The organism is Plantactinospora solaniradicis (assembly GCF_042658085.1).
Classification (GTDB): Bacteria; Actinomycetota; Actinomycetes; order Mycobacteriales; family Micromonosporaceae; genus Plantactinospora; species Plantactinospora solaniradicis.
The window spans coordinates 224,325-249,004 of record NZ_JBHSPR010000020.1 but is presented as its reverse complement, the minus strand read 5'-3'; the positions used below and the strand labels follow the sequence as shown (position 1 = coordinate 249,004).

Annotated in this window: 20 protein-coding genes; 13 read left to right on the top strand and 7 right to left on the bottom strand. The window is 70.6% G+C overall.

Annotation, left to right across the window (positions count from 1 at the left end; all coding sequences use genetic code 11):
- Positions 1-104: 104 nt before the first annotated feature.
- The 3 genes from ACFP2T_RS25460 to ACFP2T_RS25450 form a co-directional block, all read right to left on the bottom strand.
- On the bottom strand, positions 105-1,358 hold the full coding sequence (locus tag ACFP2T_RS25460; protein ID WP_377425599.1) for a phosphatidylserine decarboxylase: 1,254 nt from the start codon (positions 1,356-1,358) through the stop codon (positions 105-107).
- Between the two features lie 180 nt (positions 1,359-1,538).
- Positions 1,539-1,994 (bottom strand): hypothetical protein, encoded by a 456-nt coding sequence (locus ACFP2T_RS25455; RefSeq protein WP_377425597.1) that lies wholly within the window; start codon positions 1,992-1,994, stop codon positions 1,539-1,541.
- Entirely contained in the window at positions 1,991-3,820 is a 1,830-nt protein-coding gene (locus tag ACFP2T_RS25450; protein WP_377425595.1) for a PspC domain-containing protein, read from the bottom strand. The genes ACFP2T_RS25455 and ACFP2T_RS25450 overlap by 4 nt, the downstream gene beginning before the upstream one ends.
- A gap of 262 nt (positions 3,821-4,082) precedes the next feature.
- On the opposite strand from ACFP2T_RS25450, the gene ACFP2T_RS25445 reads away from it, so the two are divergent.
- The 7 genes from ACFP2T_RS25445 to ACFP2T_RS25415 all read left to right on the top strand — a co-directional run bounded on the left by ACFP2T_RS25445 (position 4,083) and on the right by ACFP2T_RS25415 (position 12,232).
- The gene (locus ACFP2T_RS25445) at positions 4,083-5,279 is read left to right on the top strand and encodes an ATP-binding protein (protein ID WP_377425593.1); all 1,197 of its coding nucleotides are present in this window, start codon (positions 4,083-4,085) and stop codon (positions 5,277-5,279) included.
- A 5-nt stretch (positions 5,280-5,284) separates the two neighbouring features.
- Complete coding sequence (locus tag ACFP2T_RS25440) at positions 5,285-5,968, top strand: response regulator (RefSeq protein ID WP_377425590.1); 684 nt, start codon at positions 5,285-5,287, stop codon at positions 5,966-5,968.
- Between the two features lie 435 nt (positions 5,969-6,403).
- Positions 6,404-8,032, top strand: a complete 1,629-nt coding sequence (locus tag ACFP2T_RS25435; RefSeq protein ID WP_377425587.1) for a peptide ABC transporter substrate-binding protein — start codon at positions 6,404-6,406, stop codon at positions 8,030-8,032.
- A gap of 181 nt (positions 8,033-8,213) precedes the next feature.
- Positions 8,214-9,140, top strand: a complete 927-nt coding sequence (locus ACFP2T_RS25430) for an ABC transporter permease (RefSeq protein ID WP_377425586.1) — start codon at positions 8,214-8,216, stop codon at positions 9,138-9,140.
- 92 nt (positions 9,141-9,232) lie between these two features.
- Positions 9,233-10,171: an ABC transporter permease gene (locus ACFP2T_RS25425; protein WP_377425585.1), complete on the top strand. Its 939-nt coding sequence runs from the start codon at positions 9,233-9,235 to the stop codon at positions 10,169-10,171.
- A gap of 8 nt (positions 10,172-10,179) precedes the next feature.
- Positions 10,180-11,226: an ABC transporter ATP-binding protein gene (locus tag ACFP2T_RS25420; RefSeq protein ID WP_377425582.1), complete on the top strand. Its 1,047-nt coding sequence runs from the start codon at positions 10,180-10,182 to the stop codon at positions 11,224-11,226.
- The gene (locus tag ACFP2T_RS25415; RefSeq protein ID WP_377425580.1) at positions 11,207-12,232 is read left to right on the top strand and encodes an ABC transporter ATP-binding protein; all 1,026 of its coding nucleotides are present in this window, start codon (positions 11,207-11,209) and stop codon (positions 12,230-12,232) included. The genes ACFP2T_RS25420 and ACFP2T_RS25415 overlap by 20 nt, the downstream gene beginning before the upstream one ends.
- 184 nt (positions 12,233-12,416) lie before the next feature.
- On the opposite strand, the gene ACFP2T_RS25410 is transcribed toward ACFP2T_RS25415, so the two are convergent.
- Positions 12,417-12,734, bottom strand: coding sequence for a chorismate mutase (locus ACFP2T_RS25410; RefSeq protein WP_377425577.1), 318 nt, complete (start codon positions 12,732-12,734; stop codon positions 12,417-12,419).
- A 311-nt stretch (positions 12,735-13,045) separates the two neighbouring features.
- Here ACFP2T_RS25410 and pcrA point away from each other — a divergent pair, with 311 nt between their 5' ends.
- A complete protein-coding gene (gene pcrA, locus ACFP2T_RS25405) occupies positions 13,046-15,451 on the top strand; it encodes a DNA helicase PcrA (protein ID WP_377425574.1) in 2,406 nt (801 codons plus the stop codon).
- A gap of 33 nt (positions 15,452-15,484) precedes the next feature.
- Here pcrA and ACFP2T_RS25400 read toward each other — a convergent pair whose 3' ends face one another.
- Positions 15,485-16,468, bottom strand: coding sequence for a GntR family transcriptional regulator (locus ACFP2T_RS25400; protein WP_377425572.1), 984 nt, complete (start codon positions 16,466-16,468; stop codon positions 15,485-15,487).
- A gap of 153 nt (positions 16,469-16,621) precedes the next feature.
- Here ACFP2T_RS25400 and ACFP2T_RS25395 point away from each other — a divergent pair, with 153 nt between their 5' ends.
- A complete protein-coding gene (locus ACFP2T_RS25395; RefSeq protein ID WP_377425569.1) occupies positions 16,622-17,731 on the top strand; it encodes an FAD-dependent monooxygenase in 1,110 nt (369 codons plus the stop codon).
- A 59-nt stretch (positions 17,732-17,790) separates the two neighbouring features.
- Here ACFP2T_RS25395 and ACFP2T_RS25390 read toward each other — a convergent pair whose 3' ends face one another.
- Positions 17,791-18,705 carry a M23 family metallopeptidase gene (locus tag ACFP2T_RS25390; RefSeq protein ID WP_377425566.1) on the bottom strand — a complete coding sequence of 305 codons (915 nt, stop codon included), beginning with the start codon at positions 18,703-18,705 and terminating at the stop codon, positions 17,791-17,793.
- A 271-nt stretch (positions 18,706-18,976) separates the two neighbouring features.
- Complete coding sequence (locus ACFP2T_RS25385) at positions 18,977-19,699, bottom strand: M23 family metallopeptidase (protein WP_377425564.1); 723 nt, start codon at positions 19,697-19,699, stop codon at positions 18,977-18,979.
- A 445-nt stretch (positions 19,700-20,144) separates the two neighbouring features.
- Between ACFP2T_RS25385 and ACFP2T_RS25380 the strand changes: the two genes are divergently transcribed.
- The 4 genes from ACFP2T_RS25380 to ACFP2T_RS25365 all read left to right on the top strand — a co-directional run bounded on the left by ACFP2T_RS25380 (position 20,145) and on the right by ACFP2T_RS25365 (position 24,643).
- Positions 20,145-20,552, top strand: a complete 408-nt coding sequence (locus ACFP2T_RS25380; protein WP_377425563.1) for a cobalamin B12-binding domain-containing protein — start codon at positions 20,145-20,147, stop codon at positions 20,550-20,552.
- 528 nt (positions 20,553-21,080) lie between these two features.
- Positions 21,081-22,259 (top strand): ADP-forming succinate--CoA ligase subunit beta, encoded by a 1,179-nt coding sequence (gene sucC / locus ACFP2T_RS25375; protein ID WP_377425560.1) that lies wholly within the window; start codon positions 21,081-21,083, stop codon positions 22,257-22,259.
- 1 nt (position 22,260) lies between these two features.
- Positions 22,261-23,148, top strand: coding sequence for a succinate--CoA ligase subunit alpha (sucD, locus tag ACFP2T_RS25370; RefSeq protein WP_377425557.1), 888 nt, complete (start codon positions 22,261-22,263; stop codon positions 23,146-23,148).
- A 148-nt stretch (positions 23,149-23,296) separates the two neighbouring features.
- Positions 23,297-24,643: a cell division protein PerM gene (locus tag ACFP2T_RS25365; protein ID WP_377425555.1), complete on the top strand. Its 1,347-nt coding sequence runs from the start codon at positions 23,297-23,299 to the stop codon at positions 24,641-24,643.
- The last annotated feature ends 37 nt before the right edge of the window (positions 24,644-24,680 follow it).

The following is a 24,680-nucleotide window of genomic DNA, read 5'->3' as shown; positions in this document are numbered from 1 at the left end:
CCCGACCCTGACCCGCCGTCTGCCGTACGTACATCGCCCACCGGCCTGAGCCGGTGGGCGATCGACGGTTTCCGGCCCGGTCGAGGGCCGGGGCGGTGTCGGGGTCAGCGCCAGCGGGCGATCACCGAGGCTCCGCCGACTACCCGCTCGCCCGGACCGACCAGCGGCTCGGCCGCGTCGGCGGGCAGGTAGACGTCGGTACGGGAGCCGAACCGGATCAGGCCGAAGCGCTCGCCCCGGGCCAGCAGCGCGCCGACGGGTGCCCGCTGCACGATCCGCCGGGCGATCAGGCCGGTGCGCTGGGCGACCACCACGGTCCCGTGCTCGGTGTCGAGCACCGTGTACGCGGCCACGTTGTGCTCCGCGTCCGGCTTCATCGCGGCCGCGAAGCCACCGTCGGCGACGAAGTAGTCGACCACCTTGCCCGCCACCGGCGAACGGTTGACGTGCACGTCCAGCACCGAGAGGAAAACGGCGATCCGGAGGAACTCGCCGTCGCCGAAGCGCTCGTCATGGAGCCGCTGTACGGAGAGCACCTGGCCGTCGGCCGCGGCGACGACCGCGGCCTCGTCCTCCGGGACGTCCCGCTCCGGATCCCGGAAGAACGCGGCCACCGGGCCGGCGGCCAGGGCGGGCAGCAGCCAGAGCCGGGACTTCGGCCGGGTGAGTCGGGTGAACGCGGCGATTCCCAGGGCGATGCCGGCCGCGGCGACCCCGTTCGAGTCGATGTGCATGCCCCTGGTCAGCGGCACGCTCGACGTGCGATAGGCGGGAGCCAGCCGGGCCGCCACCGCGACCTCGGCCGCGGTGTAGCGCAGCCGGTGCACCCGGACCGGTGGCTGGTTGACCAGGACGAGGTCGGTGCCGACGCCGAACAGCGCACTCTGCCGTTCGAGTTCGCCGACCGCACCCGGAGCCCGGCCGGGCAGTGCGGGCACTGCGACGCTCAGCACGCCACCCTCGGTCAGGTACTTGGCCAGCGCGTCCAGGCCGGTCCGGGTCTCCTCGGCGGTCCCGGCGAGCGGCTCCGCGGCAACCACCACGTCCGCCGCGTCCGCCTCGGCCAGCGAGTCGACGACGCGTACCCGTTGGGAGACCCACTGCCCCAGGGCCGTGACGTGGTCCCTGAGCTGGTGCGCGGCGAGCGCGTCCGCCGGTACCACGGTGAGCGCGTCGCCGGGCAGTAGCGCGTCGACGGACGCGGCCAGCACGGGTGAGTCGGTGGCCGCCCCGACCAGCAGGGTGGTCTTCGGACCGTGGTGCCGGGACATCTCGGTGGTGAGGACGCGGGCGGCGCGCTCGCCGACGCGGACCGGACGGCCGGAACCGGTGCTGCGTACGGCGGGGGACTGGGTCATGTCGGGCGGGCTCCTCGCGAGGTCAGGACGGACGGCTGCCGATACCGACGCAGGCTACGCGGTGCCGATGACGACGGAGGCTGCGCGGCGGGGCGGTTTCCGACCGCCTGTCGGGATCGGCCGGCGGAGGTGGAAACCTCCGCCGGCCAGTTTAGGCATCGTCCGACCGAGCCGCATCGATCACGGACGCCGCTCCTCGCCCCGGTCGGAGCCGCCGGGGTCCCCGGTCCGGTCCCGGGGTCGGTCGAACAGGTCGGCGGTGGGCCGGTCGAGCGCTACCGTGCTCGGTTCGTCGACACCGGGCCGGTCGAACTCCCTGGTGGGGGCATCGACCGCTCCGGCGCCGAAGATGTCGGCGTCCGGCGTCGAGATGTCGGCCCCCCGCGTGGTCGACGCGGCGGAGGGCTCCGTGGTCGTCGTGCCTTCCGGCTGGGTCGCCTGCCGCCGCCCGGACCGGTTGGAGCGCAGGGCACCGACCAGCCCCAGTGCGCCGATCGCGATCAGGGCCGAGGCGAGCAGCCAGCCGACCGCCGGTAGCGCGAGCTGGGTGAGCTGCGCGAACAGCCACCAGGCCGCGACGCCGAGGAAGATCAGGGCGAATGTCAGGGACACCCCGTCGGTACGGTGCGCCTTCATCGTGTCACCTCCGCGGTTGCCGCGTTGATCTGTAGGGAGAGCAGCAGCCGGCCGCCACCGGCCCCGTCCTCGCCGTAGTCGGTCACTTCCCGTTGTGTGCCGGGGAAATTGCCGTACCGGTGGCCCAGGATGTACGCGTCGCCCGCGTTCACGTCGACCTGCACGGTCACGTCGACGTGCGGCGGCAGGATCACCTTCACCTCGCCGAGGTTGACCTCCACGCTCACCTTGGCGTCATGGCCGGCGAAATCCAACCGGGTGAGGTCCAGGGTCGCGTTGCCCAACCTGGTCTCGTAGCGGTCGGCCATCACCTCGTAACTGGCCGGGGCCCAGACCACGTCCTCCTCGCTGCGGACCCTCTTGTACGACTCGGCGACCGTCGAGATGCCCAGGGCGAACGCCGCGACCAGTCCGAGGGCGATGAGCCAGCGGGCCCGGCCGAACCACGCGCCGACCAGCAGCCCGAGGGCGATGGTCACCAGGACGGCGGCGAAGTAGGTGGACGGCATCACCCGGACCAGGTTGGTCAGGTCCAGGATCGCGACGAGACCGACCGCCACGAAGATCATGGAGAAGGTGGCGGCGCCCAGCGAGGACCGCTCGCGGGGCCGTTTCGGCTGCTTCGTCTTGGGGGCCGGTGCGGGTGCGGGCGTGGGCGCGGGCCGGGCTCCGGCGGCGTACGGGCCGTGCGGCGCGAACGGGGGGCGGTAGCCGGTGGGAGTGGTCGGTACGCCCAGCGAGGGAGCGGCCGGCGCCGCCGGGGCGTACCCGGTGGGCCAGGCCGGCGGAGGTGGTGGTGCCGCCGCCGGTGTCGGTACGGGCTGCCCGACGGAGCCGCTCGGAGCGGTCGTGGACGCCGCTGGCGCGTACCAGCCGGGGTATCCGGCCCCGGGCGTGGCAGGCGGGTACGGCTGGCTGGGGTGCGGCGGGTAACCGGCCGGCGGACCCGTCGGCGGTGGCGGCCCGCCACCGGCCCCCGGTTGCCAAGCCGAGCCGGCCCGGTTCGGGTCCCGGTGCAGCAGTAACGCGCCGCCGATCAGCACGGCCGCGCCGAGCAGGACCGCCCGGAAGGCGTCGGTGACGATGAAGCCGAACATCAGGGCGACGAGGATGCCGAGCACGAGCACGGTGACCGGGGACATGCTCGACCGGCCCCGGCCCAGCATCGACTCCACGGGAGACGCGGTGTCGCCCTCGGACGGGATGATCAGCCAGGCGGCGAGGTACACCAGGATGCCGATCCCACCGAAGAAGCCCAGTACGGCGAGAAGGACGCGCCAGAGGATCGGGTCGCTGTTCGTGGCCCGCCCGATCGCGGCGCAGACGCCCGCGAGATAGCGCCCCTGGCTCGGGCGGACGAGCCCGTACCGCTGGGTGAACCCGAATCCCGGCGGTGGCATGCTGCCCGGTCCCGGTGGTGGCGTCCCGCCCGGTCCCGGCGGCGGCGTCCAGCCCGCCCCGGGTGGGGGCGTTCCGCCTGATCCCGACGACGGTGGCGGCGTCCAGTCGGGCCCCGGTGGCGGTGCCGGCGGCGTCTCGGCCCATCCGGCACCCGCGCCGACCTGACCGGGCGGCGCCGGGCGCTCGTCGTGCGCTCTGGGCTCGTCGTGCGCTCTGGGCTCGTCTGCCCGGCGCTCGTCGTCGACCGGGCCGGGGTGTTCGTTCGCCAGCGTCGGGTGTTCGTCCGCGAGAGTCGGTTGTTCGTTCGCCAGCGTGGGGTGTTCGTCCGCCCGGTCGGGGCCGGTGGCTCGGCCGGCGCTGTCCGCTCGGTCGGGGCCGCCCTCCGGACCAGGCGTTCCGCGCGTGGCGGCAGCATCGTCGGTCATGGTTCGATCCTGCGCCGTCGCTGGTCGCCCGGCCTCAGGCGCCAACCCTGAGCCCACCCTGAGATATCTGGTACGCGATGTCCGGGGAGTCCCCATGGCTGTCGACGGGGACCGCGTGTGACCATCGAAGCGTCGGTGCCAGGGCTGTCGCGGGGGTAGTCCCCGGGGCCGGCCGCCGGCCACCGTCACCCGTCACGACGAGGAGCATCCGATCCCTACCGCCACCGAGTCACCCCGGCTCTACCGCGCCCGCGACCACCGCATGGTCGCCGGCGTGGCCTCCGGCATCGCCTGGCATCTGGGCATCCGGGTGGTGTGGGTGCGGATCGCGTTCGTTCTGCTGCTCGGGTTCAGCGGGCTGGGCCTGCTGCTCTACGCGGCGTTCTGGGCGGTCGTGCCGCCCCGGCCGGGCGGGACCGAGCCGCCACCTCGGCGCAACGTCTTCCAGCTGCTCCCGTTCGTGGCCATCGGCCTCGCGGTGATCCTGGTCGAGGTCGTGATCTTCAAGTCCGACGGGGTGGCCGGAACGGCCGGTTGGCTGGTTTCGATCATCGCCGTCGGTGCCGGCGTGATCTGGCATCAGTCCGCTCCCGAGCGCCGGTGGCAGTGGAGCGAGTCACTGCCGGTGCCGTGGCTCGGCGCGGTGGTGGAGGAGAGCGACCGGCGCGCGTTCATCCTGCGGTTCATCGGCGGCGGGGTCCTGGTCGCGGTCGGCCTGATCGGTGTGGTCGCGGTGTACCGGCCGCAGGGGAACTTCGACGCGGTGATCAACGGGGTGATCTTCGCCCTGGTCGCGCTCGCCGGCGTCGGCGTGGTGGCCGCTCCGGTGCTCTGGCGGACGTACAACCAGTTGAGGGCGGAGCGGGAGGGGCGGATCCGGGAGCAGGAGCGGGCCGAACTCGCCGCCATGGTCCACGACCAGGTGCTGCACACCCTGGCCCTGATCCAGCGCAACGCGGCCGACGTGAAGACGGTCCAGCGGCTCGCCCGTGGTCAGGAACGATCACTGCGGAGCTGGCTGTACAAGCCCGCCGGATCGCCCACCGAGCGGCTGGCCGCGGCCCTGGAACAGGCCGCCGCCGAGGTGGAGGACACGTTCGCGATCACCGTCGAGGCGGTGGTCGTCGGTGACCGGGAAACGGACGAGCGGGTCGGCGCGCTGGTCGCCGCCGCCCGGGAGGCGCTGGTCAACGCGGCGCGGCACGCCAAGGTCGAGACCGTGTCGCTGTACGCCGAGGTCGAGCCGGAACAGGTGAGTGTCTTCGTCCGCGATCGCGGAGCGGGCTTCGACCTGGCTACGGTGGAGGACCACCGGCACGGCGTACGCGGCTCGATCATCGGACGGATGAAGCGGCACGGTGGGCGGGCCGAGATCCGCAGTACGCCAGGCGACGGCACCGAGGTGCGACTCTTCCTGCCCATTCCGCGGGAGGGCACACCACCAGGGAAGGACAGGTAACAACCATGGTCGAGACGACGGAGCCGGCGCAGGACGGCACGCCCGAGCCACGGCGGCTGCGGGTGTTCCTCGTCGACGATCACGCGATGTTCCGGGCCGGCGTACGGGCCGAGCTGGGCGCGCACGTCGAGGTGATCGGCGAGGCCAGCACGGTTGCCGAGGCGGTCACCCGGATCGCCGCCACCGAGCCGGACGTGGTGCTGCTCGACGTGCACATGCCCGACGGAGGTGGCCGGGCGGTGCTCGAGGCGGTTCGGCGTACCCGTCCGGAGGTCCGGTTCCTGGCGCTCAGCGTGTCGGACGCGGCCGAGGACGTGATCGGGCTGATCCGGGCCGGCGCCCGGGGGTACGTCACGAAGACGATCTCGCCCGACGAGTTGACCGCCGCGATCCGTCGGGTCGCCGACGGTGACGCGGTCTTCAGTCCCCGGTTGGCCGGGTTCGTGCTGGACTCCTTCGCCTCGCGGCCGGACGCCCCGGTCGCCGACCCGGAGCTGGACCAGCTCACCAACCGGGAGCGGGAGGTGCTCCGGCTGCTCGCCCGGGGATACGCCTACAAGGAGATCGCCAAGGAGCTGTTCATCTCCATCAAGACGGTGGAGACGCACGTGTCGAACGTGCTGCGCAAGCTTCAGATGTCCAACCGGTACGAGCTGTCCCGCTGGGCCGCCGACCGCCGTCTGGTCTGAGTACGCCCGCACCGGTCTGAGTAGGCGGGTGCGGGCCCACCTGTTTTCGGAGCCATCGGTGTCGATTCGGTGACGATCAGGTACATTACATCGATGACGATGAGTATCGTGCTGCCCCGGGTGCCCCCCGCACCGACGTCCACATCGTCCAGATGGCCAGATACGGCAAGTACTCGCTTGACATCGGAGAGCGCGCGTACCGACGCGGGATAGGTCACAATGAGCGTCCGACGCGGCCTCCACGGCCCTCGGGTCGGGTGACGTTTTGGCTGCTCACCTTCGTGGCGCGGCGCCGTCGGCCGGGCCGGTCCACAGGTGTGAAACATTGCCGGCAACTAACGGGTTGATAACGGCACCTTTCCGCGCTAGGCAGCTCAGTGTCACAGTGTCAGTCACCTCACAGTCCCTCGTGAGCGCCCTGAGGAGGCTCTACTCATGCGCGGGCAATTCCCGTTAAAGATGGCGGTCGGCGCGACCGCCATAATGTTGTTGGCGGCAGGCTGCGGTGGCGGCGGAGATGAGACCGAGGCCGCTGATGCGGTGATCTCGATCGGCATCGGCGAGCCGCAGCACATGCTCCCCTCCAACTGCACCGAGTCCAACTGTGCGGAGGTGCTGGCCGCACTCTTCAGCCCGCTGGTCGACTTCGACGCCGACAACAAGCCGTACCTGGTTGCCGCCGAGTCGGTGGAGTCGACGGACAACAAGGTCTGGACGATCAAGCTGAAGGACGGCTACACCTTCCACAACGGCGAGAAGGTCGGCGCCGACAACTACATCAACGCCTGGAACCACGCGGCGTACGGCCCGAACGGCAACGGCGGCTCGTACTTCCTGGAGCGGGTCGAAGGCTACAAGGACCTGCAGTCCAAGGACCCGGACGACGACGGCCCGCAGAAGGCACCGGACCCGGTCGCGAAGACCCTCACGGGGCTGAAGAAGGTCGACGAGCTGACCTTCACCGTGACGCTGAGCGAGCCGTTCTCCGGCTGGCGTTCGGTCATGGGCTACACCACCTTCTACCCGCTGCCGGCGGCGGCGTGGCAGTCCGAGGGTGTGCTCAAGGAGGACTTCGAGCAGGCTCCGATCGGCAACGGCCCCTTCAAGATGAAGGGCAAGTGGGAGCACGACGCCAAGGTCGAGGTCGAGGCCTACGACGCGTTCCCCGGCGACAAGCCGAAGGTCGGTGGCGTCAACTACCGCATCTTCCAGGAGCAGACGGCCCAGTACGCCGAGCTGATGGGCGGTGGCCTGGACGTCGTCACCCAGATCCCGATCGAGAACCTGGCCAGCGCGCCGACCGATCTGGGCGACCGCTTCAAGACCAGCCCGAACTCCGTCTTCCAGTTCGTCGGCTTCCCGACGTTCCAGCCGGAGTTCGCGAAGGTCGAGGTGCGTAAGGCGATCTCCATGGCGATCAACCGCGAGGAGATAACCACCAGCATCTTCCGGGGCTCGCAGACCCCGGCGACGTCGTTCGTCTCCCCGGCGGTGGCCGGCTACCGCGAGAACAGCTGCGGCGAGGCCTGCACCTACGACCCGGCCAAGGCGAAGACGGCGTACGACGCCGCGGGCGGCCCGAAGCAGATCAAGATTACGTACAACGCCGACGGTGGCCACAAGGCGTGGGTCGACGCGACCTGCAACCAGCTCAAGGCCAACCTGGGCGTGGACTGTGTCGGTACGGGTGAGCCGAAGTTCGCCGACCTGCTGACCAAGGTCGAGAACAAGGAGCCGGTGGGCCTGATCCGGCTCGGCTGGATCATGGACTACCCGCTGATGGAGAACTACCTGGGCCCGCTGTACGGCACCGGTGGTTCGTCGAACTACTACGGTTACAGCAACCCGGAGTTCGACAACCTGGTCAAGCAGGGTTCGGCCGCGCCGACCCAGGAAGAGGCCATCAAGTTGTGGCAGCAGGCCGAGGACATCCTGGCCCGCGACATGCCGGTCATCCCGCTGCGGCTCGGCCAGAACGTCTTCGGCCACTCCGAGCGGGTGAAGAACGTCGAGGTCGACAAGTTCCAGAAGGTCGAGATCCTGAAGATCGAGGCCACGAGCTGACCTGATCGCGCCAAGCGACGGACGGTCCGGTCGACCGGGCCAGCCCAGGGCAGACCGGACCGTCCGTGCGAGCCTCACCAACCCGACCCGGGTCTGGTGAGGCTGCGGTCGCTACCGTCCCATCGCGGTCCGGCTGCCCCTCAGGCAGTTGCCGATGCTCGTCTTGCGAAGGACTTGAGATATGTTCCGCTACTTCGTGCGGCGCCTGCTGCAGGGGGTCCTGACGTTCTTCGGGGCCACCTTCATCGTGTACGCGCTGATGTTCGCCAACCAGAGCGACCCGCTCCAGGCGCTGGCGGGTGAGCGACCACTTCCGGAGAACGTCCGGCAGGCGCTCACCGAAAGGTATCACCTCGACGACCCGTTTATCCTCCAATATGGCTATTACATGAAGGGCCTGCTGACCGGCGATTTCGGCATCTCGCTGACCAACCGGCCCATCGTGGAGATGATGGAGCAGGCCTGGCCGACGACCATCCGGCTGGCGCTCTTCGCGATCATCATCGCGGTGCTCGTCGCCGTGACCGCCGGCATCGTCTCCGGCATCCGGCGCGGCGGCGTCTTCGACACCACGACGCTGGTCATCACCCTGCTGCTGCTCTCGATGCCGATCGTGGTGCTGGCGCCGCTGGCACAGCTCATCTTCGGAATGCGGTTGCAGTGGGTTCCGGCCACGGCCGGCGCCGATTCAGGATGGTTCGCTCTCGTACTGCCGGCGTTCGTACTGAGCAGCCTGGTGATTGCCACCCAGCTCCGGGTCACCCGGGCCTCGGTGGCGGAGAACCTGCGTTCGGACTACGTCCGTACCGCGCGGGCCAAGGGCCTCGCCAACCGGCGGGTGATCGGCGTGCACGTGCTGCGTAACTCGCTGATCCCGGTCGTGACCCTGATCGGTGTGGACCTCGGCAACCTGATGGCCGGGGCGATCGTCACCGAGGGTGTCTTCAATATCCCCGGCGTCGGGTTCATGCTGGTGCGTGGGATCCGTACGGAGGACGGCCCGCTCGTCGTCGGCTTCGTCAGCATCCTGGTGATCGTCTTCCTGGTGGTCAACCTGGTGGTCGATCTGTTGTACGCGGTTCTTGACCCGAGGATCCGCTATGAGTAAGCGAAGCGCACGAATCAGTCAGCTCAGCGTGTGTGTGCCTCATGGCGGCGCCGAGCGCAGCGAGGTGGCGGCATGAGTAAGCGAGGCACCCGATGAGCAACATCGAATCTGTGACCCAGGCCGAGGTCCCCACGGCCGTCGGCGTGCCGGTGTCACCCGAGAGCGGGCACGAGAAACCGCGCAGTCTCACCGGAGACGCCTGGGAGGACCTGCGACGCAACTGGATCTTCTGGACGGCCGCCGTCCTGGTCGTGCTGGTGGTCCTCATGTCGGCCGTCCCCGGCCTGTTCACCTCGACCGACCCGGGATCCTGCGCGCTGGCCCGCCAGCACCAGGGCCCGAGCGGCGCTGCGCTCTTCGGGTACGACTTCCAGGGCTGTGACGTCTACGCCCGCACCATCTACGGTGCCCGTAACTCGGTGCTGATCAGCCTGATCGCCACCACCATCGCCGGCCTGATCGGTCTGATCGTGGGCATGGCGGCGGGTTACTTCGGCGGCTGGGTGGACGCGCTGCTGGCTCGCGGTATCGACATCGTGCTGGGTATACCCACCCTGCTCGCCGCGATCGTGCTGGCGCGCCGGCTCTCCTCCGACCCGAACGACTCCGGCTTCTGGGCCGTGGCGCTCACCCTGGGCTTCATCACCTGGACCACCGGTGCCCGGATCATGCGGTCGTCGGTCATCTCGGCCAAGAGCCAGGACTACGTCGCGGCGGCCCGGATGCTGGGTGCCGGACCCGGCCGGTTGATGATCCGGCACATCCTGCCGAACGCCTCCGCGCCGTTCGTGGTGGTGCTGACCATCCTGCTGGGCGTCAACATCGCCACCGAGGCCACGCTGACGTTCCTCGGTGTGGGCCTCAAGGGCGATGCGATCTCCTGGGGTATCGCCATCTCGGAGTCGGCGCCGTACGTGACGGAGACCGCCCGGCCGCTGGTCTGGCCGTCGGTGTTCCTGGCGCTGACCGTGCTGGCGTTCATCATGCTCGGCGACGCGATCCGCGACGCCTTCGACCCGAGGCTGCGGTGAGCTCATCCATGACCGATATCAAAGCCGAGATCGACGTCCTGCCCGGACTGGATTCCAGTGCCCGGTTGCTGGACGTCGAGAATCTGCACGTCGAATTCCGTACCCAGGCCGGCGTGGCCCGGGCGATCAACGGGGTGGACATCCATCTCGACCCGGGGGAGACGCTGGCGATCCTGGGTGAGTCCGGATGTGGCAAGTCCGTGACGGCCCAGGCCATCATGGGCATCCTCGACTCGCCGCCCGGCTTCGTCACGAAGGGTGCCATCCGGTACCGGGGTGTCGACCTGCTGAAGCTGCCGGAGGAGCAGCGCCGCAAGGTGCGGGCCAACCACATCGCGATGATCTTCCAGGACGCGCTCTCCGCGCTGAACCCGGTCTTCTCGGTCGGCTACCAGCTCGCCGAGCTGTTCCGGGTCCACCGTGGAACGTCCCGGCAGGACGCGCGGCGGCGGTCGATCGAGTTGCTCGACCTGGTCAAGATCCCTGCCGCCAAGCAGCGGATCAACGACTATCCGCACCAGTTCTCGGGCGGTATGCGGCAGCGCGTGATGATCGCGATGGCGCTGGCGCTGGATCCCAAGGTGCTGATCGCGGACGAGCCGACCACGGCGCTCGACGTCACGGTCCAGGCGCAGATCATGAACCTGCTCGCCGAACTGCGGCGCGAACGGAACATGGGCCTGATCCTGATCACGCACGACATGGGCGTGGTCGCCGACGTCGCCGACCGGATCTCGGTGATGTACGCCGGCAAGGTGGTCGAGGAGGCGCCGGTCCTGGACATCTACGCCCGGCCGGCACATCCGTACACCAAGGCTCTGCTGGAGTCGATTCCGCGGCTGGACATGAAGGGTCAGCAGCTCAATGTGATCAAGGGCCTGCCGCCGAACCTGCTCCGGATCCCGGCCGGCTGCCCGTTCCATCCGCGCTGTGCGTACGCCCGGGACGTCTGTCGGGCCGACCCGCCACCCCAGCAGTACGACGTGGCGCCGGCCCGGACCGCGCGTTGCCATTTCTGGACGGAGGTGGTGGGCGATGAGCCAGCCGGAAGCTAAGGATGTGGTGCTGGAGACCAGCAGCCTGGTCAAGCACTTCCCGATCACCCGGGGCATCGTCTTTCAGACCCAGATCGGTGCGGTACGCGCCGTGGACGGCGTCGACCTGAAACTGCGCCGGGGCGAGACCCTCGGTGTGGTGGGGGAGTCGGGCTGCGGCAAGTCGACGCTCGCGAAGTTGCTGGTCGGGCTCGAGAAGCCGACCAGCGGCTCGATCAACGTGCGTGGGCAGGACATGACCCGGCTGCGCGGCGCCGAGCTGCGGCGGGCCCGTCGCAACATCCAGATGGTGTTGCAGGACCCGTACACCTCGCTCAACCCCCGGATGACGGTCGGCGACATCATCGGTGAGCCGTTCGACATCCACCCCGAGGTCGCTCCCCGGGGCGAGCGGAAGGAGCGGGTCCGGGAGCTGCTGGATCTGGTCGGGTTGAACCCGGAGCACATCAACCGGTATCCGCACCAGTTCTCGGGCGGTCAGCGGCAGCGGATCGGAATCGCCCGGGCGCTGGCGCTCAAGCCGGAGATCATCGTCTGTGACGAGCCGGTGTCGGCGCTGGACGTGTCGATCCAGGCGCAGGTGATCAACCTGCTGGAGCGGCTCCAGGACGAGTTGGGGCTGTCGTACATCTTCATCGCGCACGACCTGTCGGTGGTCCGGCACATCGCCGACCGGGTCGCGGTGATGTACCTGGGCAAGATCGTGGAGCTCGGTGTCGAGGACGAGATCTACGAGCGGCCGACGCATCCGTACACCCAGGCGCTGCTCTCGGCGGTGCCGGTGCCGGACCCGACGCTGCGCGGACAGCGGGACCAGATCGTCCTGGAGGGTGACGTCCCGTCGCCGGCCAACCCGCCGTCGGGTTGCCGGTTCCGTACCCGGTGCTGGAAGGCGCAGGACATCTGCGCCGAGCAGGAGCCGGCGCTGACGGTGCGGGACAGCTCCGCACACCCGAGCGCCTGCCACTTCGCGGAGGAGCGGGACGTGGTGCACGCGGTCGAGTAGACCGCTCAGGCGCCGGTGGTGGGCCTGACCCGGCCAGACCACCGGTGAAAGTAGAACGCCTCCTCATTGCCCGGGGCGCGGGCCGTCATCCATGCGGCCGGCGTCCCGGGCTCGCGTCTGGCGCTGTCGTGGCGAGAGCTGCCGGGTCCGGCGCTGTCGTGGCGAGAACCGGCCCGGCGGCGGCTCAGAGCGGGCCGCGTCCGGCCCGCAGCAGCAGGAGGGCGAGCTGGGTGCCGTCCGCGCCCAGCGCCTCCCGGAACCGGTCCAGGATCTCGCGCTCGCGGGACAGTACGAGCCGGGTGCCACCGGAGGCCATCCGGGTCCTGCCGACCTGCTGGGACAGGGCGGCACGCTCCTGCCAGAGGGCGATCAGTTCGTGGTCGATCTCGTTGATCCGCTCCCGCAGCCCGAGGATGCGCTGCGCGGCGTCCGGCTCACCCGTCCCGGTCGGGACGTCGGCGCCGGTCGCCTCGATGGACTGCTCTGCGACCTCTGCCGCCATGGGGTCCTCCTTGGGAGATAGGTCCCCGGTGCCCGGATCCGGATGCGAAAAGCCCCGGGCTCCAGGAGCCCGGGGCTTTTCGTAGGTCATGTTCAGGCGCGACCCACGGCTGCCGGACTCCCGGAGCCGTAGTAAAAGTAAGGCAGCGCCTGATGGATCACGGCCTGAGTATGCCCAGCCAGCGGTGCCCTTGGCAAGCGCCTTGGCGATCCTGGGGCGACATTGCCCAGGAACCCGACCGATTCCGGGGCCGTCGGATGCGGCGAGCGGAGGCGTGGGTTGTCCGCCCGGCGGCATAGACTCGCCAGGCGATGCATGCTCTCTTCGAACCCCCGCCGCCCCACGTCCCGCCGACCCAGGATCCGCCCCGGCGCCGCCCGTCGGGCCTCGACCCACAGGCACTGCTGGACGGGCTGAACGGGCCCCAGCGGGACGCGGTGACCCATTCGGGCTCACCGCTGCTCATCGTGGCCGGTGCCGGCTCGGGCAAGACCCGGGTGCTCACCCACCGGATCGCATACCTGCTCGCCGCCCGGGACGTGCATCCCGGGGAGATCATCGCGATCACCTTCACCAACAAGGCGGCCGGGGAGATGAAGGACCGGGTCTCCGCGCTGGTCGGGCCCAGGGCCCGGTTGATGTGGGTCTCGACTTTCCACTCGGCCTGCGTACGCATCCTCCGGGCCGAGCACGAGCACGCCGGGCTGAAGTCGACCTTCTCGATCTACGACGCCGACGACTCGCGCCGGCTGATGCAGCTCGTCACCCGCGAACTCGACCTGGACCCGAAGCGCTACCCGGCCCGGGGACTGACCGCCCAGGTGTCCAACCTGAAGAACGAGCTGGTCGATCCGGAGACGTTCGCCGCCCGGGCGAGCGGGCCGAACGAGCGGGCGCTCGCCGAGGCGTACACCCGTTACCAGCAGCGGCTCGTCGAGGCGCACGCGCTGGACTTCGACGACCTGATCATGGCGACGGTGCATCTCCTCCAGTCGCACCCGCACGTCGCGGAGAGCTATCGCAGGCGCTTCCGGCACGTCCTCGTCGACGAGTACCAGGACACCAACCATGCGCAGTACACGCTGGTGAAGGAGCTGGTCGGCGGCACGGCCGGGATCGAACCGGCCGAGCTGTGCGTGGTCGGCGACGCCGACCAGTCGATCTACGCGTTCCGGGGCGCCACGATCCGGAACATCCTGGAGTTCGAGCGGGACTTCACCGACGCCCGGACCATCCTGCTGGAGCAGAACTACCGGTCGACCCAGACGATCCTGAACGCGGCCAACGCGGTGATCGACAACAACACCTCGCGCAAGCCGAAGCGGCTGTGGAGCGAGGAGGGCGCGGGGGAGCAGATCGTCGGCTACGTCGCCGACACCGAGCACGCCGAGGCGGACTGGGTGGGCCGGGAGATCGACCGGCTCTGTGACGCCGACGAGGCCCGCCCGGGTGACGTGGCCGTCTTCTACCGCACCAACGCCCAGTCCCGGGTCTTCGAAGAGGTGTTCATCCGGGTCGGGCTGCCGTACAAGGTCGTCGGCGGGGTGCGGTTCTACGAGCGCAAGGAGGTCCGGGACGCCCTGGCCTACCTGCGGGCCGTGGTAAACGACGACGACACGGTGAGCATCCGGCGCATCCTCAACACCCCCCGGCGGGGCATCGGCGACCGCGCCGAGGCCTGCGTGGAGGCGCTCGCGACCCGGGACCGGATCTCGTTCGGCCAGGCGCTGCGCCGGGCGTCTGCGGCGCCGGGCATCTCCACCCGGTCCGCGAACGCGATCGCCGAGTTCGTCACCCTGCTCGACGAGGTGCGCGAGCTGGCCGCCACGGCGCTGCCGGAGGAGGTGCTGGAGGCGGTGCTGACCCGCTCCGGCTACCTCAGCGAGCTGGAGGAGAGCCTCGACCCGCAGGACGCGGGGCGGGTCGAGAACCTCCAGGAGCTCGTCAGCGTCGCCCGGGAGTACACCGAGCGGGTGGAGGCGCTGGCCGAGGAGGGGGACGCCGGTGCGACCCTGGCCGGCTTCCTGGAGCAGGTCGCGCTGGTCGCCGACGCCGACCAGATTCCCTCGGACGACCCCGACCACCAGGGCGTGGTCACCCTGATGACGCTGCACACCGCCAAGGGCCTGGAGTTCCCGGTGGTGTTCCTGACCGGCCTGGAGGACGGCGTCTTCCCGCACCTGCGTGCGCTCGGAGACACCCGCGAGCTGGAGGAGGAGCGCCGGCTGGCGTACGTCGGGATCACCCGGGCGCGGCAGCGGCTCTACCTGTCCCGCGCGGTCACCCGGTCGGCCTGGGGCCAGCCCTCCTACAACCCGCCGTCCCGGTTCGTCGACGAGCTGCCGGAGGACCTCGTCCGCTGGGAGCGCACCGGGGCCGCGTACACCTCGTGGTCGGGCACCGGCGGCGGTGTCGGTGGCCGGTCCGGGTCCGTGGACCGGTCCGGCGGGTTCCGGGGCGGCGGCTTCGCCGGGGGTACGCCCAGGGCCCAGCAGCTCGCCCAGCGACTCGGTGTGGACGGCAGCCGGCTGACCACGGCGAGCGAGTTGCCGCAGGCGCCGAAGGTCGTGGTCGGGGACCGGGTCAACCACCAGCGGTACGGCCTCGGCCGGGTGCTCGCGGTCGAGGGGCACGGTCCGGGCGCTCGGGCGCAGATCGACTTCGGCGACCAGACGCTCTGGCTCGTCCTGCGGCACGCGCCGATCGACAAGCTCTGACCCACCCGGCACCGCCCCGGTGCCGGGCCCGGCTCAGCCGGCCGACCCGGGGCGCTGCCCGGCCCGCTCCTGCACCAGTACGGCGAAACCGTCGAGCAGGGCCCGCAGACCGGTCTCGAAGAGCCGGTCGAGGTCGAGGTCGTACCCGGTCCGGGCGAAGCTGTCCAGCACCTTGACGTAGGTCGGGTGGTTACCGGAGCTGGCCAGTGCGTCGATCGCCGGAGCCTGGCCGTCGATCCACTCCTCCTCGGAGATGCCGGTGGCGGCCCTGGCCTGGGCCTCCCGTTCGAGGTTCGTGGCGAGACCCTGCACGAAGCTGTAGATCAGGATGTTCAGGTCGAGCATGGTGGCCGGGTCGAGACCGAGGCCGTCCAGGGCGGCGAGCACCCATTCGCCGTGCACCATCAGGTTGGGCAGCGGCAGTGGCCTGGTGAGCGGGCTGAGCTGGGCCAGCCAGGGATGGCGCTGGTGCAGTTCCCACAACGTGCGCGCGCCCAGCTCCAGCCGGGCCCGCCAGCCGGCCGGCGCCGGCTCGGGATAGCCCCGCTCCCCGTACGCCGCGTCGGCCATCAGCAGCGTCAACTCGTCCTTGCTGTGCACGTAGCGGTACGGCGACATGGTGGCCACGCCGAGCCGGGCCGCGACCCCGCGCATCGAGAGCGCCTCCAGCCCCTCGGCGTCGGCGATTCCGATGGCGGCGCCGACGACGCGTTCGCGGGTCAGTTCGGGTTCGGTCGACTGAGTGGGGTTCGGGGTGGCGCGTCGCCGGTTCCGGCTCGGTTCCGGCTCCGTGTCCGGGGCGGCGACCACGGTGCCGACCCGGGGCTGGGCCCGTACGACGCCGTCCTGGCTCAGCGTGGTGAGCGCCCTGGTGGCGGTGGCGAGGGCGACGCCCCACTGGGTGGCGATCTGCCGGGTCGACGGCACCCGGTCACCGGGCCGGAGTTCCCCCTCGGCGATGCGTCGACGGATGTCCCTGACGATGCGCAGGTAGGGCGGCTCGGTTGTGGCGGCCACCGCTCACCTCCCTCTCTGTCCTAGTACAGATGCTACCGGACCGAACGCCTGACATGGATACTGTCCTAGTACAGGAACAGGGATATTGCCTGTTGCGGAGGCTGAATGTACGCCGTACATTGGGACGCACATACAACGTATCAGGAGGCTTTGATGGACAGCGTTCTCATCTCCGGAGCCAGCATCGCCGGTCCCGCACTGGCGTACTGGCTCCGTCGCCACGGCTTCGCCGTCACCGTGGTCGAACGGGCTCCCGCACCGCGTACCGGAGGGCAGGCCATCGACATCCGCGGCGTGGCGCTGGACGTGGTCGACCGGATGGGCATCCTGGAGGCGCTGCGCCAGGTCCGGACCCGGATGCGGGGCATGTCGATGCTCGACGGCGACGGCAACGAGATCATGCGCTCCACCGAGATGGCTCTGAGCAGTGGTCGGCTCGACAGCGCGGACATCGAGGTGTTGCGCGAGGACCTGACCCACCAACTGCACGAACTGACCCGGGCCGACGTCGAGTACGTCTTCGACGACTCGATCAGCCGGCTGGTCCAGGACGAGCACGGCGTACGGGTCGAGTTCGAGCGGGCCGCTCCGCGTACCTTCGATCTCGTGATCGGTGCCGACGGCCTGCACTCCACGGTGCGCCGGCTGGCCTTCGGCCCGGAGACGGAGTTCGTGCACCACCTCGGCACCTACCTGGCGGTCTTCCGTGCGGAGAACTTCCTGGACCTGGCGGACTGGCAGGTCTGGATGCGGGACGGCACGGCCGGCTGCGGCATCTACCCGGTACGGGACAACACCGAACTGCGGGTCAACCTCGGTTTCGAGTCCGAGCCGATCCACTACGACTACCGCGACACCGACCAGCAGCGCCAACTGCTCGCCGACCGGCTCTCCGGACTGCGCTGGGAGATCCCGAGGCTGTTGAAGGCGATGTGGCAGGCGCCCGACTTCTACTTCGACGCGATGGCGCAGGTCCGGATGGAGACCTGGTCGACGGGGCGGGTGGCGCTGCTCGGCGACGCCGGTTACTGCGCCTCGCCGCTGTCCGGCCAGGGCACCAGCCTCGCCCTGGTCGGCGGCTACATCCTGGCCGACGAGCTCGGCGCGGCGGCCGGCGACCACCGGGCGGCGCTGCTGCGCTACGAGCAGCGCATGCGCCCGTTCGTCCAGCTCAACCAGGCACTCGCCACGGAGAACCCGGGCGGACCCGCCGCGGAGGAGTCGATCGAGCGGGCCAAGAACGCCATCTCACTGGCCCGTTGAGTCCAGGTCGACCGGTGGGGCGGAACCGTGTCCCGGCGTCGGGACGGCAGCGGTGCCGCTCAGCAGCCGAGGTCCACCCCGTGCTCCCGCATCCAGGGTCCCGGGTCGACCTGGTTCCACAGCCCGTTGTGCACCTCGAAGTGCAGGTGCGGACCCGTGGCATCACCGGTGGCACCCTCGTACCCGATCACGTCCCCGGCGGCGACGTGGGCGCCGACGCTCACCACGGTCCGGTTCTGGTGGGCGTAGTGGGTCAGGTAGCCGTTGCCGTGGTCGATGACCACCGAGATGCCGTACCCGGTGTAGGCCCAGCCGGCGGTCACGACGGTGCCGGCCCCGGCGGCGCGGATCGGGGTGTTCTCCGGCATCGCTAGGTCGATGCCGGCGTGCATCGTCCCCCAGCGAGGGCCGAAGCACGAGGTCGTCTCGGCTCCCGGCATCGGATCGACCCATCCGGCGGTACGCCGGGTCGCGGTCGACTTCGAGGCCGGCGCGGAGCCATCCGACCGGGCGGCCTTGGCGGCCGGCGGCCGGCTGCTCGTCGAGGGCGCGACGGTCGGGCTGGGGACGGGCGTCGGGGCGAGCGTGGGGGTGGCGGGATCCCGCTCCGACCGGTCCGCGCGCTGTGCGGCGGAGGCACGGGCCGATTCGTCCGCCGCCACCGTTACCCGGTCGGCGCGATCGTCGGCGCCGCCCGCCATCGCCACGGCTCCGCCGGCCACGCCGAGACCGAGCAGCGCGACCAGCCCGGCGGCGAGGTACGGAGTCCGGCCGGCGAGCCTGCGCCGGGACCGGTGCCGGGCCGGTTGTGCGGAGCTGGCGTCGTACCCGCGCCGGGGCCCGCCGTCGGCGAGCCGGCTGCCGTCAACGGGCTGGCCGCTGTCGTCGGGCTGGCTGCTGCCGGCGCGCCGGCTGCCGTCGTCGAGGTGCTGGCTCTCGATCGCCTCGGGCTTGCTCGGGTCGGTCTCCGGCACGGGTCGGTCCCTTCGGGTGGCGGTGTGGACCCGAGAATGCTTGTCGATGGCCTGGCCGGGCCGTGCCGTCGGGTGCCCGGTGAGGGACGGAAGCAGTGGCCGGAACCCCGGCACGATGCCGGAAATCGGGCTGGTTGACCGCTACGCCCGACCCGCTGGCTGTGGCGTCGCTCATACCGGTCGGTGTGGCGAACGGAACTTCACAGAGGAGCGGCCAAAAGAAAACCGCCCAACCGGTGAGGGTTGGGCGGCGAACCGGCGTGACGCGGAGTCAGGAGGCGGCTACGTCGCTGTACGGATCGTCGACCTGTAGCTGAAGGTCCACTTTCCGCTCCCGGAGATAGGGGATCGGGTCCGTCGGCTTGCCGTTGACATGCAGTTCCAGATGCAGGTGTACGCCGTAGGAGTGGCCGGTCATGCCGACCAGGCCCAGCTGCTCGCCGGCCTTGACCTCCTGGCCCTCCTGGACCAGCACCCGCGACGAGTTCCCGTAGATCGCCTCGGTGCCGTCGGGGTGCTGGACGATCACGCAGTAGCCGTACCCGCCGAACCAACCGGCCTTGATCACCGTGCCCGCGTGGACCGCCTTGTAGGGCGTGCCCTCGGGAGCCGCCAGGTCGACACCGGCGTGCAGCTTGTTCCACCGCATCCCGTACGGCGAGGTGAAGCTGTAGTCGTCCAGTGGGAGCCGCCAGACGTCGGGGGCGGCGGCCAGCGTGGACGCCAGGCCGCCGCGTTCGTCGTCCCGGGAGGAGCGCTGGGCGTCGGTTGCCCGGTCGCTCCGGTCCTGGCTGGTGGCGGCGGCGTTCTCCAGATCCGCCAGCGCGGACGGGCTGACCGCCTTGGCGTCCGGCAGGGCGCCCGCGCCGAGTGCGACGACGCCCGCTCCGACGAACGCGGTGGTGACGACTGCGGCGTAACGGCTGCGCGGGGGTGTGGGGACGCGACGTCGCCCTCGATAGCGATCGGGCTCAGACGACAGGCGCTGGCGCACGCACACCCTCCGTTGTCGGGTCAGTGTTGCGACCGTCGCCGGTGTTCGGATGATCAAGGTGAACTCCGGCTGACCGCGTTGTCACCGGACCGTGGACCTGATGACAACCGTGGGCCACGGTAACCAACCCCTAGGCCCGCCACAAGTCGCAGCGCCAGATTGCCGACGAGCTGTGCGGGTGTCCGTCATGGAATGCCATATCTCGTAACCTTTTGCGGCCGACCTCGTTAGTAGCGTTCGGTTACCCTCTGTGCAGCGGACCGTGATCGAGGTGGTGAGGTCGGGGAATCTGCCGGCGGGGACCCTTAGGGGACGGCGCGGCGTTTCCCGGCTGACTCGCCGAGTCCGACGGGCGGTGGCGGTGAGGGGGATTTCCGGGTGGCCGGCAACCGGGTTACCGTTCGTTAAGGTAATTCCGGCGGTGTCCTGGAGAGGTGTTGTGCTGATGAGTTCTCGGATCCGGGTCGTCGTCGCCAAACCCGGTCTGGACGGCCATGACCGGGGTGCCAAGGTGGTCGCGCGGGCCCTCCGGGACGCGGGCATGGAAGTCATCTACACCGGGCTGCACCAGACGCCCGAGCAGATCGTCGAGACCTCGATCCAGGAGGATGCCGACGCGATCGGCCTGTCGGTGCTCTCCGGCGCGCACATGACGCTGTTCCGGCGGGTACTGGAGTTGCTCGCCGAGCGCGACGCCGGGGACGTGGTCGTCTTCGGCGGCGGCATCATCCCCGACGCGGACATTCCGGAACTGGAGCGACTGGGGGTAGCCAAGATCTTCACGCCCGGGGCCACCACCGGTTCGATCGTGGACTGGGTCCGGAAGAACGTGGGTCAGCCGGTCGGCGGCTGAACCGCAGGCCCTACCACTCCGCCCGTCCCCCCGCTCCACCTGCGCGCCCGTTCCACCTGGCGCGCCTGTTCCGCTTCCGACCGCGGGCGGTCTGCGGTACGTGGAATGGGGGAGAGGCCGGACGCACCCCTCACACGTCCGGCCTCTCTATGCGCGATGCCCCGCCGCCACCCCTCGACCGACAGGGCATCGGCCGCCTCCGTCGCCGCGCTCCCCCAGCGCTCCGACACCAGGCTCAACGACGTCCTTTACGCCGGGTTACGCCGCCGGGCAAATCTTTTGTCCGACGGTGCGGCCAGGCCGTTCCGTCGGCGCCCACGACGTCTGGCTTACGCGCTGACTTTTGCGTGATCCGCTGCTTCGCCCGGTGTGCGTTACCGCACACCGAGCACCCACGTGGATGCCCCCCGTGGTCACCTCGCTAGGCTGCGGCCGATGGCCTGTTGTTCCTTATGGCGGGCGTCAACCCATTAACACGCTGGCGGCGGTGCGACGGCGCGCCGCGGAGACGGGACGGGACGCGCAATCGTGGACCTGTACGAATACCAGGGGCGTGAGCTGTTCGAGCGGCACGGGTTGCCCGTGCTCGCCGGCGGTGTCGCGACGACCCCTGAGGAGGCCCGTACGATCGCCGAGCGCCTCGGCGGCCGAGTGGTCGTCAAGGCTCAGGTGAAGGTCGGCGGCCGGGGCAAGGCCGGCGGTGTCAAGCTCGCCGAGGGCCCCGACGAGGCGGTGGCCCGCTCCACCGACATCCTCGGGATGGACATCAAGGGCCACACCGTGAACAAGGTCATGATCACCGTGACCGCGGACATCGCCGAGGAGTACTACTTCTCCTACCTGCTCGACCGGGCGAACCGCACCTTCCTCTGCATCGCCAGCGTCGCCGGTGGCATGGACATCGAGCAGGTCGCGGCCGAGACGCCGGAGCGGGTCGCCAAGGTGGCCATCGACGCGAACACCGGAGTCGACGAGACGAAGGCCCGGGAGATCGTCGAGGCCGCCGGATTCCCCGTCGACGTCGCCGACCAGGTGGTGCCGATCGCGGTACGGCTGTGGCAGGCCTTCGTGGCCGAGGACGCGACCCTGGTCGAGGTCAACCCGCTGGCCAGGACGGCGTCCGGTGAGGTGCTCCTGCTCGACGCGAAGGTCACGCTCGACGAGAACGCCGGTTTCCGGCACCCTGACCACGAGGCGCTGGTGGACCAGGCCTCGGTGGATCCGCTGGAGCAGCGGGCCAAGGAGAAGGACCTCAACTACGTCAAGCTGGACGGCGAGGTCGGCATCATCGGCAACGGCGCCGGCCTGGTCATGTCCACCCTCGACGTGGTCGCCTACGCGGGCGAGTCGCGGGGCGGCGTCAAGCCGGCGAACTTCCTCGACATCGGAGGCGGCGCCAGCGCCGCGGTGATGGCCAACGGGCTGGAGATCGTCCTGTCCGACCCCTCCGTACGCAGCGTGTTCGTCAACGTCTTCGGCGGCATCACCGCCTGCGACGAGGTCGCCAACGGCATCATCCAGGCGCTGGCGCTGCTCGAGGAGCGGGGCGAGAAGGTCGAGAAGCCGCTCGTGGTGCGACTCGACGGCAACAACGCCGAGGCGGGACGCGCCATTCTCGACGGCGCCGCCAACCCGCTCGTCGAGCGGGTGGACACTATGGATGGCGCGGCCCAGCGGGCCGCCGAGCTCGCGGCTGCGGGGGTCTGAGATGGCAATCTGGCTGACCAAGGAATCAAAGGTCATCGTCCAGGGGATGACCGGCTCCGAGGGTTCCAAGCACACCAAGCGGATGCTGGCCGCCGGCACCAACGTGGTGGGTGGGGTGAACCCCCGCAAGGCCGGTCAGAAGGTCTCCTTCGACGGTGTCGAGCTGCCCGTCTTCGCCAGCGTCTCGGACGCGATGGCGAGCACCGGCGCGGACGTCACCGTCATCTTCGTACCGCCGCAGTTCACCAGGGGAGCGGTGGTCGAGGCGATCGACGCCGGCATCCCGCTGGCCGTGGTGATCACCGAGGGTGTGCCGGTGCACGACACCGCCGCCTTCTGGGCGTACAACCTGGCCCAGGGTGAGCGGACCCGGATCATCGGGCCGAACTGCCCCGGCATCGCGTCGCCGGGTGCCTCGAACGCGGGCATCATTCCGGCCGACATCACCGGTTCCGGCCGGATCGGCCTGGTCAGCAAGAGCGGCACCCTGACCTACCAGATGATGTACGAGCTGCGGGACATCGGCTTCTCCACCTGCGTCGGCATCGGCGGTGACCCGATCATCGGCACCACCCACATCGACGCGCTCGCGGCGTTCCAGGCCGACCCCGAGACCGACGCGATCGTGATGATCGGCGAGATCGGCGGCGACGCCGAGGAGCGGGCGGCCGAGTTCATCAAGGGCAACGTGACCAAGCCGGTCGTCGGGTACATCGCCGGATTCACCGCGCCCCCCGGCAAGACGATGGGACACGCCGGCGCGATCATCTCCGGTTCCGCCGGCACCGCCGAGGCAAAGCAGGCCGCGCTGGAGGCCGTCGGCGTGAAGGTCGGCAAGACGCCGAGCGAGACCGCCCGGCTGATGCGACAGATCATGTCCGGCAACTGATCCGATAGCCATCCCCGGGGTGGTCGGCCCACGCCGACCGCCCCGGCGGCCGTCGGTACGCCGGATCAGCGGGTACCGCCCGGCCCGGGGCCTCCGTACGGTGGTGTCGTGAACCGGCCGACCCGCCGCCGTGCCAGAGTAGGCCCTGATGCCACCCACCGTCCCTGATCGGCCCCGCCGTTCCGACGCTCCGCAGACCGGTCTCACCGAGCCGGTCGAAGGTCCGGAGCCGGACGGGCGTGACCGGCCGGAGTCCCCGCGTACCAGGCCCGTCGAGCGGGACCGGAGGCCGCCTCGGCCGGCGCCGAAGCAGAGATCGGCTGGCCGGCGCACCGGGCGGGCACCCCTCCTGGTCGCCGCCGCGGTGGCGAGCTGCTGGGCGGCCGTGGTCTCGTACCTGCCGGTGGCCGTCGTGCTCGGGGTGGCCCAGTTCGCCGAGGAGAGCGGCTCGATCGTCGGCGCCGCCCGGCTGGGCCTCGCCGGATGGCTGCTCGGGCACGGCGTACCGCTGCACACCGAGGCCGGGCCGCTCGGCCTGGCCCCGCTCGCCCTCGCCATGCTGGCCGCGTGGCGACTGGCCAGGGCCGGCGTGCACGTCAGCCGTGCGGTCCGGGCCCGGGAACACCCGACGATGGGCCGGGCGATCGGTGTCGCGGGCACGATCGGGATCGGGTACGGCGCACTCGGCGGGCTCGCCGCGCTCCTGCTCGGTGCCGGCGGGCCCACCGTCTCGGCGCCCCGGGCCATCGGCACGCTGACCGCCTTCGGCACCCTCGCCGCCCTGGTCGGCGCGTTGCGTACCACCGGTGCCCTGGGTGTGCTGGCCCGGCGTACTCCGATGGCCCTCCGGCACGGGCTGCGTACCGGGGTGGTCGCCGCCTTCCTGCTGCTCGGCGCGGGTGCCGGAGCCGCCGGGCTCGCGGTGGCCACCGGGGGCGGCGAGGCCGGCGACATGATCGGCGCCTACCACACCGGGGTCGTGGGTCAGGCCGGCATCACCGTCGTCAGCCTCGGCTACGCGCCGAACGCCGCCGTCTGGGCCGCCAGTTACCTGCTCGGCCCGGGATTCGCGGTCGGCACGGACACGGTGGTCCGTACCTCGGAGGTGTCCATCGGTGCGCTGCCGGCCGTACCGCTGCTGGCCGGGCTCCCACAGGGGCCGCTCGGTGGTGTCGGCGGAGCCGTACTGGCCGTGCCGGTGCTGGCCGGGATGGGCGCGGGCTGGCTGCTCGCCCGGCGGATGATGCGGGTGGCCGCCGACCGGAACCTGCCGGCACCCGGCTGGGGCACGCTGCTCTGCTCGGCGGCGCTCGGCGGACCGGTCGCCGGGGCGGTGCTCGGCGGCGCCGCCTTCATGTCGGGCGGACCCCTCGGCGGAGGTCGGCTCGCCGAGGTCGGCCCGGCCTACCTACAGGTAGCGGCGGGCGCGACCGTCGTCGTGCTGATCGGCACCCTGATCGGCGCCGCTGCCACCCGGGCCGTCGCCCGGAGCTGACGCCGGACGCGTCCCGGGGGGCCGGAACGCCCCGGGG

Coding starts and splice junctions, on each gene's coding strand:
- ACFP2T_RS25425 (WP_377425585.1), top strand. CDS start 9,233: ATGAGCAACATCGAATCTGTGACCCAGGCCGAGGTCCCCACGGCCGTC.
- ACFP2T_RS25365 (WP_377425555.1), top strand. CDS start 23,297: ATGCCACCCACCGTCCCTGATCGGCCCCGCCGTTCCGACGCTCCGCAG.
- ACFP2T_RS25420 (WP_377425582.1), top strand. CDS start 10,180: ATGACCGATATCAAAGCCGAGATCGACGTCCTGCCCGGACTGGATTCC.
- sucD (WP_377425557.1), top strand. CDS start 22,261: ATGGCAATCTGGCTGACCAAGGAATCAAAGGTCATCGTCCAGGGGATG.
- ACFP2T_RS25430 (WP_377425586.1), top strand. CDS start 8,214: ATGTTCCGCTACTTCGTGCGGCGCCTGCTGCAGGGGGTCCTGACGTTC.
- ACFP2T_RS25410 (WP_377425577.1), bottom strand. CDS start 12,734: ATGGCGGCAGAGGTCGCAGAGCAGTCCATCGAGGCGACCGGCGCCGAC.
- ACFP2T_RS25415 (WP_377425580.1), top strand. CDS start 11,207: ATGAGCCAGCCGGAAGCTAAGGATGTGGTGCTGGAGACCAGCAGCCTG.
- ACFP2T_RS25460 (WP_377425599.1), bottom strand. CDS start 1,358: ATGACCCAGTCCCCCGCCGTACGCAGCACCGGTTCCGGCCGTCCGGTC.
- ACFP2T_RS25380 (WP_377425563.1), top strand. CDS start 20,145: ATGAGTTCTCGGATCCGGGTCGTCGTCGCCAAACCCGGTCTGGACGGC.
- ACFP2T_RS25450 (WP_377425595.1), bottom strand. CDS start 3,820: ATGACCGACGATGCTGCCGCCACGCGCGGAACGCCTGGTCCGGAGGGC.
- ACFP2T_RS25440 (WP_377425590.1), top strand. CDS start 5,285: ATGGTCGAGACGACGGAGCCGGCGCAGGACGGCACGCCCGAGCCACGG.
- ACFP2T_RS25455 (WP_377425597.1), bottom strand. CDS start 1,994: ATGAAGGCGCACCGTACCGACGGGGTGTCCCTGACATTCGCCCTGATC.
- ACFP2T_RS25445 (WP_377425593.1), top strand. CDS start 4,083: ATGGTCGCCGGCGTGGCCTCCGGCATCGCCTGGCATCTGGGCATCCGG.
- ACFP2T_RS25395 (WP_377425569.1), top strand. CDS start 16,622: ATGGACAGCGTTCTCATCTCCGGAGCCAGCATCGCCGGTCCCGCACTG.
- ACFP2T_RS25435 (WP_377425587.1), top strand. CDS start 6,404: ATGCGCGGGCAATTCCCGTTAAAGATGGCGGTCGGCGCGACCGCCATA.
- pcrA (WP_377425574.1), top strand. CDS start 13,046: ATGCATGCTCTCTTCGAACCCCCGCCGCCCCACGTCCCGCCGACCCAG.